Here is an 11,732-nt window from a genome sequence, read left to right on the forward strand (position 1 = left end):
ATTTCAGCCTATTGTAATAATTTGTTACAATAATAATTTATTACTTTCTTTATAGCAAGTTTTATTTGACTTAAACGATCAATGAAGGAAGAGCAAAAGGAAAGCGAAACTAACTCAGCCGGTAGCGGTTACCTTCCCGGCCTGGCTATCGACGCCGTAATATTTGGTTTTCACGACCACCAGCTAAAAGTTTTGCTGATGGAATACAAAGAATCGAAAATATTCGCACTCCCGGGCGGGTTTATCCGAGCTGACGAGGACCTGAACAAAGCGGCCCGCAGGGTAGTTTCGGAGCGGACGGGGCTTCAAAATATTTATTTGGAACAGTTTTACGTGTTCGGTGATTTTGGACGATCGGACCCGCGGCCGATGAAAACCATCATGACCGCTATTGGGTTGAAGCACGACGACACCCATTGGCTCCTGCAGCGTTTTGTTACTGTTGGGCACTATGCTTTGGTTGATTTTACGCAAGTTACCCCCATGCCCGATAAGATATTTGACGGCTGCGCATGGTATGCGCTCGGCGATATTCCCCCATTGATGCAGGACCATGCACAGATCGTTAAAAAGGCTCTTGAGAGCTTGCAGGCCGACCTTGACCGTAAGCTCGTTGCCTTCAATCTGATGCCCGCAGAGTTCACTATGAACGAACTACAAACCGTTTATGAAACCATCCTCGACAAAAAACTGTTGCGGCCGGCGTTCCAGCGCAAAATACTGAGCTTGGGGCTGCTGGAGCGCATTGCCAAAAAATGGACAGGTGGTGCGCATAAGGCCCCTTACCTCTATAAGTTTATTTCGTAATTATCCTCTTTCGAATTTAGTTTCCCGTACTGAATTCATTTTTATAGTACTATGTATTGGATAGTACTAATATTTTACATATCATTGCATCATTAAAGACTGACTGATATGAAAAATTTAAAAATGACCGCGTTTGCGGCTTTGGCATTTATGCTCGCTTCATCCTGCCATTTTGGGCGGCACACAACCATTGTCGAAACCGGCGACAATTATCGTTTGCGCATAGAATACGCCGGAGCAATACATTTCAATTACGATGGTACCGCGATCAGCAACATCTCGAGAGGAGGATATGTGAAATATGAGAGAAATGACGAAACACTTGAGGCGAAGAACGATGGCCACGGAGGTGTGAGCTACGAATTGTACGATAACGGCGAACAGGTAAATCCGCAAATCGAAGGGAAGGCTTTTATAGCCCGGGCGGTAAGGGTGATGCTTCAAAAGAACCATAGACCCAACTGGAAATGATCAAGACCTTTTCCAGGCTGAAAAGGTCTTGATGTAAGGCAGTTACACTGCCGTGGTTATAAGGCCATGCCGGCCTGGCGATATTCCGGCTATTTCCTTACAGCATAGCCCAACCCGATATTGACCGAGACAAAAAATGCGCTTTGGTTTTTATTGGGGCCATTGTTTAGCTTATAGTTATCCTCGACGCGCCAGTTACCGTGTGCCGCATTGATATAGTAACCTGCGCGGATGCCAATAGGTATACTGCGTTTAACGGTAAAGCAGTCCATTGTTTTCTCCGAAAGCGGTATCAGGTAGTCTAACCCGCCACCAAGCTCAATACCGAAATTGGGTTGATAAAAAGTTTTGCTGGCGCTCGTATTCAGCAATTCGTCCGAAAAATCAGACGTGTTCCTGATCGCACTCTTGTCCTGGATGTGCAGCACAGCGGCGGATAAGTTTACGCCGGCAAACGGGAACAACCTGACGTTAGGATTATCCACGACATTATAACCGAGCCTGGCAAAAGCCTGGTACTGGTTAAACTTAGCTTTAATGTTGTTGCCGGTAGACGTGGATACGGGCGTAAAGCCAATTCCATCTTCCAGTATCCAATTATTATGAATGTGATTCATGGAGGCATTGATCCAGATGTCGTTGCCTGATAATGTCCCCAGCCCGTTTGGTGCAAGTATGCGGTTAAGCTGAGAAAAGTACGTGTAACGATAAGTACCCTGTATCTGAAAGGTGCCGGCTATACCGTTCATACCGTGATGGAACCATCCACCGGACTTAACAGTGTCTGTACTTTGTGCTTTAGCGGTTAGGGAGGATAGGAATGCCGATGCGGCAATAATAGTAATTGTTAGTCTTTTCATAATAGGTGAGTATAATTAATTTACCAATAGTTAAACCCTATAACATATAAGGATGGGGTAATTGTTTCGGATAAATGAAAATAGCCGGTAATGCGGCCGCACATTTTTTCAAAGACAATGTTCATCAAGTATTTACCGGTGTTCGTGTAAAATATTTTCCTGCCCGTTTTAAGCAGGTTTTCTTCGTGGTATAATTCGAAAGATCAATTTTAAAAAGAAGAAATCATGAAAGATCACCACCACGAACACGGCCCATTGCCTGACGAACACAATGGCAACAACGACGGTATAGACCGCCGCGGTTTTTTAGAGTGCATGGCATGGGCCGGCACCGGAGTATTATGGATGATGTCGGGCGGTATACTAAAATCGTTTGGCATGAGCCAGATGATAGACCATACGACCGGCAACATAAAGAACGGGCTTATACTGCCTAAATCAGATTTCACATTTGTGCAGATCAGCGACAGCCACATTGGTTTTAACAAAGCTGCCAATCCGGATGTAGTTGGCACTTTGCAGGCGGCCATCGACAAGATCAATACCATGCCCAAAGCACCTTCGTTTGTACTGCACACCGGCGATCTTTCGCACCTGGCGCAGGCGGCTGAGTTTGATACCCTGGACCAATCGCTAAAAAGCGTTAAAACAGACAAGATATTTTATGTACCGGGCGAACACGACCTGACAGATAACGGAAAACTTTACCTGGAACGTTATGGAAAGGGCACCAAGGGAGGCGGCTGGTATAGCTTTGATTCGCACGGTGTCCATTTTGTCGGACTGGTTAATGCGCAGGTGCAGGTTGACGGTGGCCTGGGCACGCTTGGTGCCGATCAGTTAAAGTGGCTCGAAGACGATCTGAAAGGTTTATCATCAAGCACCCCTATTGTGGTGTTTGCCCACATACCGCTTTGGGCCGTTTACCCGCAATGGGGCTGGGGAACAAAGGACAGCGAACAGGCACTTGCTTTACTAAGACGTTTTGGCTCGGTATCCGTTCTCAACGGGCATATTCACCAAACTATACAGAAGGTTGAAGGCAACATTACGTTCCACACAGCTATGTCGACTGCCTTTCCGCAACCTGCACCCGGCAGCGCGCCATCGCCCGGCCCGATGAAGGTACCGGCGGATAAACTGAAAAGTGTTTTGGGTTTGACAACTGTACATTACCAGGAGCATCATCACACCCTTGCGGTTACCGATATGCCGCTGATGGAAGCCGAGAAGACAAACGGATAAGATGAAAAAGATATTATTATTTATTGTTGCAGGGTTGTCCTGGGAAATGGGCCTGGCGCAGTTCAGGCCCGTGGACCAGGGTTCGTCTATAAAATTTACCATACAGAATTTTGGCTTTGATGTAGACGGTTCATTCAGCGGTTTACGTGGCATGGTCAATTTTGATCCGCAGAACCCGGCAAACGCGCATTTCGATGTCGACATTGATGCCAATACCATTAATACCGGCAACGATTTAAGGGACAATCATTTACGCGGGAGCAGTTATTTCGACGTAAAAAAATACCCGCGGATACAAATTGTATCGGCAAAAATATCCCCCGGAGATAAAAAAGGAGTATTCCTTTTCGCCGGAAAACTCACCATCAAAGGCACCACCAAAGATATTTCCTTCCCGTTTGAGGCATTGCCATCGGGAGAGGGTTATCTTTTTAAGGGAAGCTTTAAGATCAACCGGAAAGATTTCCAGGTTGGTGGCACAAGTACCATATCTGATAACCTGGAAGTACAATTGAAAATTGTTGCCCAAAAAGAACCGGCACCTGCAAAATGAAAAACAAAGCTAAACTAATAACGATAATAGGGCTATGCGGCCTGGTTACCATCATCACCGCGGCCACTAATGTTGATAAACCTGACGACCCATATACCAATTTGCAGGTTTTGCCAAAGGATATCAGCCAGGCCGATCTGAAAAAGATCATGATAGACGATTTTGAAGATTCCTTAGGTGTATCGTGCAGCTTTTGCCATGCACAAAAAAAGGATTCGGATGAATTGGACTATGCCAGCGACGCCAAGGCCGAAAAACAGATAGCGCGGCAAATGCTGAAGATGACGCTCAACCTTAACCGCGACTATTTTAAAATAGAAAACCCTGCAATGGGTATTAAGGGCAACCTGGCAGTAAGCTGTAACACTTGTCACCGTGGTGACACCTTTCCGGAGGAAGGCGCAGGCGCCACTAATTAATTACCATATTTTAACGTAATTTGATCTAAAATCCATTGCGGACAATTGAGAACAGACCATTATTGCCGGTGAAAATAAATAAAGCGATATACCATTGTGTCTTTTGGCTACTGGCGTACTTCTTCTGGATATATATTTTCAGGAACAGTACGCTTGTGCTGGCGCATACTATCACTATCCAGTTTTGTTACCTTGTATTTATTGCGGCCAATTATTACTTTAATTCGCTGTACGCCATACCTTTTCTGCTGAACAGAAAAAAGTATGCACGCTTTTTTGTGGCCTTTTTGGCCGCTATCGTCGTTACAGCGTGGCTGAGAGTCCCGGTGTCGTACCTGGTACGCAAGTACCTTTTCCTGGTAAACGATACGCATTTTAATAGCCTGGATGTTTTTTACGAATCGTTCATCAACATTTTTTTCTGGGTCTTCTTTATCGTCGCCGCTAAAATGGTGATCGAGCGTATACGTTCGCAGGTATATATTGAGCAGATAGAAAAGGAAAAGGCGGCAAATGAGCTCAACTTTCTCAGGGCGCAATTCAATCCTCATTTCCTGTTCAACTCCATAAACTCTATTTATGCGCATATCGATAAATCGAACAAGGACGCGAGGGGTATGCTGCTTACCTTTTCGGAAATGCTGCGATACCAATTGTATGAATGCAACGTGGAGCTGATAGAAATTGAACGCGAGCTTAACTACATCAAAAATTATATTTCGTTGCAAAAGTCGAGGATCGATGAACGGATAAAGGTTTGCTTTTCGGCCGAAAACATAGACAATGCATTTAAAGTACCGCCGCTGATCCTGATAACCTTTATCGAAAACGCTTTTAAATATGTCGGGTTTAACGAATGCCGGGAGAACCGGGTTGAAATATGCCTGAAATACGAAAGCGGCGACCTTAAGTTCAGCATATTTAATACAAAAGACAGTTTTATTAACAAGGCACAGGGATCATCGGGCCTTGGGATAGCCAATACCAAAAGGAGACTCGAATTATTATATCCCGGCAAGCACTCGCTGGAGATACAGGATACCGAAAATGATTATACCGCCCGTTTAACCATATTGAATATATGACACTGAATTGTGTAATTATAGATGACGAGCCTATAGCGCGCAAGCTTTTACAGGAATATATTGAAGAAACGGATTTCCTGAAACTGGTTGGCACTGCTGAAAATCCTTTAAAGGCGGTAGGGCTGCTAAGTGCGCAGGATGTTGATCTTATTTATCTTGATATCAATATGCCGAAAATGAGCGGGATGGAATTTCTTCGTTCAACTTCTAATCTGCCGATGGTTATCATGACGACGGCTTACGAGCAATATGCATTGGAGGGTTTCGAGATGGCGGTGATAGACTACCTGGTGAAGCCCTTCCCGCTGGAACGTTTCCTGAAAGCCTCGCAAAAGGCCCTGGAGTACAAATTGCTGAAAGAAAAGAAAACCGCCGAAACGCCGGACGGTAAATACATTTTTGTAAAAAGTGACGGCAAGCTTGAACGCGTGGTACTGGATGAACTCATTTATGTACAGGCCATGTCAAACTATGTGATATTACAAACAACACGGGCCAAACTGATCGTATACCTGACCGTTAAAGGTATTCTTGAAAGTTTGCCGCCGGATAAGTTCATACAGGTACATAAAAGCTACATTATGAACATCAATATGATCAATTCCATAAACGGCAACACGATCTATATTGGTAACGAGCAGGTGCCGATAGGGCAAAGCTTTTACGACGGCCTGATGGATAAAATTCTGAAAGGGAAATTCCTGAAAAGATAAACTATTGTGTATTTTTGTTTTATGGAAACGCTAATTGTACAACCTAAGACAAAAGAGCAATTAGCAGCTTTAAAAGCTGTAATTAAAGCCCTTAAAATAGATTTCACGTCTGAAGAGAGCCCGTACAACCCTGAGTTTGTGAAAAAAATATTACAGGGCAGGGAAGATATTAAGAATGGGAAAGGTATTAAGGTTGATACCGACAATTTATGGAAGTAATATTCAGCCCGAAAGCCATAGAAGACCTAAAGTATTGGAAAAGATCGGGTAATAAAATTATCCAGAAAAAAATAACCAGCCTTATAAAAGCAATAAAAGAGAACCCTTACGAGGGAATAGGAAAGCCCGAGCCTTTAAAACATAACTTATCCGGTGCCTGGTCGCGAAGAATAAATCATGAACACCGCCTCGTGTATGAAATCAATGAAAGAAATGAAATTGTAATTCTCGATATTCTTTCATTAAAAGGCCACTATTAGCTCTTTAGGGTCGTGACCTCAAACCGATACCGGTCCCCTTTTTATCCTGTGGGCCTCTTTCAGCAAAGCAACCAGCGTATCCAGTTTCATTGGTTTGGATATGTAATTATCCATGCCGTGGCTCAGGCAGATATCACGGTCTTCTGAAAGCGCATTCGCTGTCATTGCGATAATGTAAGGTTGCTCCAGTTCCAGTTTACGTATCGTCCTGGTAGCCTCGTAGCCGTCCATTTCAGGCATTTGTATATCCATCAGGATGATATCGTAACGTTTTCTTTTAAGCTCATTGACCGCCTCAAGGCCGTTGTTGGTAACCAGTGCGGTATAGCCCAGTTTAAGCAATATCCGCTCGATCAGTTTTTGATTTACCGGGTTGTCCTCGGCGATGAGAATATCCATTGCGTATTGCTTGCCAAAGCTGGCATCAAGCACATTATTCTGCTGAACATCCTGTGCAACCGTTTCTCTGCGTTCACCGAGCTCGGTGCAAATGCTCTTCAATAATTGATTTTGTTTAACAGGCTTGGTAAGCACGGCCGAGAAAAGACCAGGGTATTTTTTACGGCTCTCGTCGTTGATCGAACTCAGTATGATCACCGGAACGGGACGTGCCGAAGCCTTGATAGCCCGGGCTAAACCGGCGCCGTCCATTTCAGGCATTTGCATATCGGATATAACCAGCTGAACAGACTTATCAGACGCCAATACCTCCAGGCATTCTTTAGCTGACGAGCAAGTTATTGGTATCAGTTTCCAATGTTCCAGCTGGGCCTTCAGGATAACAAGATTAGTTTTGTTGTCGTCGACAATAAGCACTTTTTTGTCTTGTATATTATCAAAACCCGGCATCAAAATATTCTCGGCCACAGACTTATTGCTTGTTTTGGCGCGAATGGTAAAATTAAACACCGAGCCCTCCCCTAATTTGCTTTCAACCCAAACATTGCCGCCCATCAGCTTAACCAGGCGTTCGCTGATAATAAGGCCAAGACCCGTACCACCATATTTGCGCGTGGTTGATGAATCGACCTGTGAGAAAGGCTTGAACAGGGTTGACAGCTTCTCTTCGGGGATGCCTATACCAGTGTCCTTTACGCTGAACGCTATCTCAATTTCGTCATTTGAAACGGCCTGCGACAGTGAGGCTTTGATAAATACTTCGCCTTTGGATGTAAACTTGATAGCATTATTGATCAGGTTGATGATAACCTGTTTCAGGCGAAGACTATCCCCTATCACAAAACGCGGCAGGTTAAAATCAACCTGGTATATCAGGTCGAGGTGTTGCTCGGCAGCTTTCTGCGAGAACATGTCCATGATCTCTTCAATGCTTTGGCGGAGGTCGAAATCCTCTTCCTCGATATCCATTTTACCCGATTCGATCTTGGAAAAGTCGAGGATATCATTGATGACGTTCATCAGGCTGTCGCCACAATTAATGATAGTCTCGGTATACTCACGCTGTTCTTCATTTAGCTTCGTTTCAGCAAGCAGCGAGGCCATCCCTATTACGCCGTTCATCGGCGTACGTATCTCGTGACTCATGGTGGCCAGGAAGATACTTTTCGCCTCGTTTGCCTTATCGGCTTCCTGGCGGGCTTTGTATTCCTGGTTCTTTTGGTCTTCTAATTCTTCTGACTGCGACTGTAATTCTTCATTCAGCGACTGCAGTTCTTCGGATTGCGACAGCAGCTCTTCATTCACCGCCTGCAATTCTTCCGACTGCGACTGCAACTCCTCGTTCAACGCCTGCAAATTATCCGACTGTTCCTGCAGTTCTTCGGCTTGCCGCATTACAACAGCGGTGCGTTCTTTTACCTGTTGCTCGAGACGCGCCTTTTGTTTGATAATGCTGTGAACCCGGTAACGGTAGATGCCGTAGATGGAACTTAAAATAAAAAGACCGGTCAGCGTTTCAAACCACCAGGTGAGCCAAAACGGAGGCACCACGGTTACTTTCAGCGTAAGCACGTTGGGCGACCATTTACCGGCACTATTCTGGCTCTTTACCTTAAATACATATTCCCCGGCGGGTACATTCGTATAAACCGCGGTGTTCTTATCTTCTACATAATTCCATCCTTTATCAAAAGGCTCTAATATGTAGGCATATTTCTTTTTATCGGGCGACAAATAATCCAGCGAAGCATATTCAAATGACAGTACCGACTGATCGTGCGACAGGGTGATGGATTTCGTTTCGGAAATATCTTCTTTTAAAGGGGATTTATCATTGTCGTCGCGGGCCACATCAACGTCCTTATTAAAGATCTGGAACCTTGTTAATACCAGCGGCGGGTTATATGGGTTGTCAACTATCTGATCGGGGAAAAATGAGTTAAAGCCGTTTACACCACCAAAGTAGAACGCGCCGGTGCGGCTTTTGAGTGAGCTATGCTGTTTAAACTCATCAGCCTGCAGGCCGTCTTCTGTAGTAAAATTCCTGAACTTCCGGGTAGCGGGATCGAACATGGACAGGCCATTGTTAGTGCTCACCCAAATGTGCCCTTTATCATCTTCCAAAATAGACTGCACATAATCATTCGGCAGGCCATCTTTAGTTTTATAGATCGTAAAGTGTTTGGTTTTCAGATCGAAAACATCCAATCCGCCGAGGGTACAAACCCAAATGCGACCCGAATGGTCCTCGTAAATATCGAACACCGTGTTGTTGCTGATGCTGTTCCTGTTATCGTCATGCTTAAAGCTTGTGCAGGTATATGTCTTTGTATCGAATAAACATAAGCCGGCATCGTCGGTGGCCAGCCAAAAATTACCCTTACTGTCGCAAAGCATTGCATTTATGCGGTCGCTGCCCAGGCTTTTTGGATTTGCAGGATCGTTTTTGAAATGCGTAAAACTATTCGAGGCAGGGTTGTACAGGTTCAGGCCGTCGCCAAATGTACCCAGCCATATTCTTTTGTCGGGTGTTTGAAGTATGGCGTATACATTGTCGCCGCTCAGGCTTTTCGGGTCAGCCGGGTCGTGGCGGAAAGAGCGAAAAGTACGGGTTTTAGGGTCCATCACGCTTACGCCATTGCCCCAGGTGCCTATCCATAAATTCTTCTGATCGTCCTGCTCGATGTCGAGGACGTTATCGCCGGCTATGCTATTTTTGTTGCCATCCTGGTGCCTGAAGGTAGTAAAACTGTTTTTCTTCAGGTTGAACAGGTCCATGCCGCCGCCATCCGTACCGATCCATATATTGTAATCATCATCCTCAAAAAGGCTTAGTACAAAGTCGTTTGAAAGGCTGTTCGGTAACGAATTATGCTTATAGTGTATAAAGTTACCGGTATTCTTTTTATACAGGTTCAGGCCCCCGCCGTACACTCCTATCCACATATTGCCATGGCGGTCCTTAGTGATAATATCAACCGAATTACCGGTAAGGCTGGTATTATCGACATCATCGTGCTTATAACTGAAGAATTGTTCCCATGCATAAGTGTATATGCTCAATCCGCCGTTTTCGGTGCCTATCCACAGGTTGTGGTTGTCGTCTTCGGCAATGCTCTGGATGCTGTTATTGATCAGCGAGTTGCTGTTTTTTGCATCGTGCATAAAATGCCTGAACGTTTGGGTTTTGGCATCGTAAAGGTTCAGGCCCGTTTCCTGCGTCCCTATCCAGACATGTCCGTCGCTATCTTCGTATATTGCAGTAACCTTATTGCCCGATAGTGAATTTTTATCGGCGCTGTTATGCTTAAAGCTAACAAAGGAGCCTTTCTGGCGATCGTATAAGCAGAGACCATCGTTAACGGTACCTATCCAGACGTTATTGTGACTGTCCCTGGCGATGGTCATTATTTCGTTATCGCTAAGGCTGTTAGGATCATTGGGGTTATTCCGGTAATGTTTAAATATCCCATTAAAAGGGTCATATACATCAACGCCATCGTGCTGGGTGGATACCCATATCTTTCCGTAATCATCGATGATCACCTTGCTGGTAAAATTGCTCGAAATACTGTTCAGACTTTTGGGATCGTGCAAAAAACGATGGAAACGATTGGCTTTCCGGTCATATTTGTTCAGGCCCCCTCCTACAGTTGCTATCCATAGGTTGCCCTGCCTGTCCTCGGCGATATCCTGTACATAGTTATTGGCAATGGATGTAGTATCTTTTACATCATTGCGGAATACGCGGAACTTATAACCGTCGTAGCGGTTAAGTCCGTCGGCGGTGCCTATCCATATAAAACCGCGGCTATCCTGCAGTATGCTGTTTGGGTTCAGCTCGGATAAGCCATTCGCAGTGCCTAAATGAGAAAAATGCAGTTGTTGTGTTTGCGCGAACGAAAACACCGGGGCTGCAAAAAATAAGAGCACTAACCAACACCTCAGCTCCCTCAACACAGCGGTTCTTATTACATTAACGGCTTTAACCATCACTTTTAATAAAGTTCTAATTATCAGGGGTATTTATCTTCGCATTTGTACGAAATGGAAAAGCTTTTGGTTATATTGAACGCCCAAATATTTGCTTTGGCTATGCGTACAAATAACACTTTGACGCTCCAAAAAATCATCAAAAAAGTATAAAATGAGTATAATCCACGCAAGAAAGGACATTGAGAACCGGGAAGATATCCGCCTGCTTGTTGAAAACTTTTATCGCAAAGTCACCGGTGATGAGATGATCGGGGAGATATTCAGGGACGTGCTTGTATTCAGATGGGACACCCATATACCTGTGATGATCGATTTTTGGGAATCCGTGCTTTTAGGCGGAACGTCTTATCGTGGAAACGCAATGCGCGTGCATATCGATCTCGATAAAAAGCACCGGTTATCGCCCGTGCATTTCGAACGATGGAAAAAACTATTCTTTGAAACTATTGACGAGCATTTTGCCGGCGAAAAAGGAGATGAAGCAAAAAAGAAGACCGAATTAATGGAAACCCTGATGCTGACCAAGATCGATAAGAGCAGGGGCCTCAACTTTATTCAATAACCCACTTCGTTTTTTAGGTATTACTACCTGACCAAATACCGTGTAAACACGGTTGCAAGCGTGTTAGCTATATTTTAATTTTAGCTAACATACTAATAGTCAATATTTTCTTTATTTTTATTTAATAATATTGACTATTAGTA

Annotated in this window: 12 protein-coding genes; 10 read left to right on the plus strand and 2 right to left on the minus strand. The window is 44.5% G+C overall.

Annotated features, from left to right (window positions below):
- Positions 1 to 81 precede the first annotated feature (81 nt).
- Complete coding sequence (locus FRZ54_RS20845) at positions 82 to 807, plus strand: NUDIX hydrolase (RefSeq protein WP_147033743.1); 726 nt, start codon at positions 82 to 84, stop codon at positions 805 to 807.
- 108 nt (positions 808 to 915) lie between these two features.
- Positions 916 to 1,278 carry a hypothetical protein gene (locus FRZ54_RS20850; RefSeq protein WP_147033744.1) on the plus strand — a complete coding sequence of 121 codons (363 nt, stop codon included), beginning with the start codon at positions 916 to 918 and terminating at the stop codon, positions 1,276 to 1,278.
- Between the two features lie 89 nt (positions 1,279 to 1,367).
- On the opposite strand, the gene FRZ54_RS20855 is transcribed toward FRZ54_RS20850, so the two are convergent.
- A complete protein-coding gene (locus tag FRZ54_RS20855; protein ID WP_147033745.1) occupies positions 1,368 to 2,138 on the minus strand; it encodes a hypothetical protein in 771 nt (256 codons plus the stop codon).
- Positions 2,139 to 2,363: 225 nt separating this feature from the next.
- Here FRZ54_RS20855 and FRZ54_RS20860 point away from each other — a divergent pair, with 225 nt between their 5' ends.
- The 7 genes from FRZ54_RS20860 to FRZ54_RS20890 all read left to right on the plus strand — a co-directional run bounded on the left by FRZ54_RS20860 (position 2,364) and on the right by FRZ54_RS20890 (position 6,632).
- On the plus strand, positions 2,364 to 3,383 hold the full coding sequence (locus FRZ54_RS20860) for a metallophosphoesterase family protein (RefSeq protein WP_147033746.1): 1,020 nt from the start codon (positions 2,364 to 2,366) through the stop codon (positions 3,381 to 3,383).
- Between the two features lies 1 nt (position 3,384).
- Positions 3,385 to 3,936, plus strand: a complete 552-nt coding sequence (locus FRZ54_RS20865; protein ID WP_147033747.1) for a YceI family protein — start codon at positions 3,385 to 3,387, stop codon at positions 3,934 to 3,936.
- A complete protein-coding gene (locus tag FRZ54_RS20870; protein ID WP_147033748.1) occupies positions 3,933 to 4,355 on the plus strand; it encodes a c-type cytochrome in 423 nt (140 codons plus the stop codon). The genes FRZ54_RS20865 and FRZ54_RS20870 overlap by 4 nt, the downstream gene beginning before the upstream one ends.
- 68 nt (positions 4,356 to 4,423) lie before the next feature.
- Positions 4,424 to 5,440 carry a sensor histidine kinase gene (locus FRZ54_RS20875; RefSeq protein ID WP_147033749.1) on the plus strand — a complete coding sequence of 339 codons (1,017 nt, stop codon included), beginning with the start codon at positions 4,424 to 4,426 and terminating at the stop codon, positions 5,438 to 5,440.
- On the plus strand, positions 5,437 to 6,153 hold the full coding sequence (locus FRZ54_RS20880) for a LytR/AlgR family response regulator transcription factor (RefSeq protein ID WP_147033750.1): 717 nt from the start codon (positions 5,437 to 5,439) through the stop codon (positions 6,151 to 6,153). Before FRZ54_RS20875 ends, FRZ54_RS20880 begins: the two co-directional genes overlap by 4 nt.
- A gap of 21 nt (positions 6,154 to 6,174) precedes the next feature.
- Positions 6,175 to 6,372: a DUF2683 family protein gene (locus FRZ54_RS20885; protein ID WP_147033751.1), complete on the plus strand. Its 198-nt coding sequence runs from the start codon at positions 6,175 to 6,177 to the stop codon at positions 6,370 to 6,372.
- Positions 6,363 to 6,632, plus strand: a complete 270-nt coding sequence (locus FRZ54_RS20890; RefSeq protein WP_147033752.1) for a Txe/YoeB family addiction module toxin — start codon at positions 6,363 to 6,365, stop codon at positions 6,630 to 6,632. The genes FRZ54_RS20885 and FRZ54_RS20890 overlap by 10 nt, the downstream gene beginning before the upstream one ends.
- An 18-nt stretch (positions 6,633 to 6,650) precedes the next feature.
- Here FRZ54_RS20890 and FRZ54_RS20895 read toward each other — a convergent pair whose 3' ends face one another.
- Positions 6,651 to 10,964 (minus strand): hybrid sensor histidine kinase/response regulator, encoded by a 4,314-nt coding sequence (locus FRZ54_RS20895; RefSeq protein WP_187359688.1) that lies wholly within the window; start codon positions 10,962 to 10,964, stop codon positions 6,651 to 6,653.
- A gap of 214 nt (positions 10,965 to 11,178) precedes the next feature.
- Here FRZ54_RS20895 and FRZ54_RS20900 point away from each other — a divergent pair, with 214 nt between their 5' ends.
- Complete coding sequence (locus FRZ54_RS20900; protein WP_147033754.1) at positions 11,179 to 11,589, plus strand: group III truncated hemoglobin; 411 nt, start codon at positions 11,179 to 11,181, stop codon at positions 11,587 to 11,589.
- The last annotated feature ends 143 nt before the right edge of the window (positions 11,590 to 11,732 follow it).

Origin of the sequence: Mucilaginibacter ginsenosidivorans (assembly GCF_007971025.1) — a bacterium.
In the GTDB taxonomy this organism is placed as follows: Bacteria; Bacteroidota; Bacteroidia; order Sphingobacteriales; family Sphingobacteriaceae; genus Mucilaginibacter; species Mucilaginibacter ginsenosidivorans.

Excerpts from the sequence above, each read along its gene's own strand:
- FRZ54_RS20845 (WP_147033743.1), top strand. The coding sequence starts at position 82 with ATGAAGGAAGAGCAAAAGGAAAGCGAAACTAACTCAGCCGGTAGCGGT.
- FRZ54_RS20850 (WP_147033744.1), top strand. The coding sequence starts at position 916 with ATGAAAAATTTAAAAATGACCGCGTTTGCGGCTTTGGCATTTATGCTC.
- FRZ54_RS20855 (WP_147033745.1), bottom strand. The coding sequence starts at position 2,138 with ATGAAAAGACTAACAATTACTATTATTGCCGCATCGGCATTCCTATCC.
- FRZ54_RS20860 (WP_147033746.1), top strand. The coding sequence starts at position 2,364 with ATGAAAGATCACCACCACGAACACGGCCCATTGCCTGACGAACACAAT.
- FRZ54_RS20865 (WP_147033747.1), top strand. The coding sequence starts at position 3,385 with ATGAAAAAGATATTATTATTTATTGTTGCAGGGTTGTCCTGGGAAATG.
- FRZ54_RS20870 (WP_147033748.1), top strand. The coding sequence starts at position 3,933 with ATGAAAAACAAAGCTAAACTAATAACGATAATAGGGCTATGCGGCCTG.
- FRZ54_RS20880 (WP_147033750.1), top strand. The coding sequence starts at position 5,437 with ATGACACTGAATTGTGTAATTATAGATGACGAGCCTATAGCGCGCAAG.
- FRZ54_RS20885 (WP_147033751.1), top strand. The coding sequence starts at position 6,175 with ATGGAAACGCTAATTGTACAACCTAAGACAAAAGAGCAATTAGCAGCT.
- FRZ54_RS20890 (WP_147033752.1), top strand. The coding sequence starts at position 6,363 with ATGGAAGTAATATTCAGCCCGAAAGCCATAGAAGACCTAAAGTATTGG.
- FRZ54_RS20900 (WP_147033754.1), top strand. The coding sequence starts at position 11,179 with ATGAGTATAATCCACGCAAGAAAGGACATTGAGAACCGGGAAGATATC.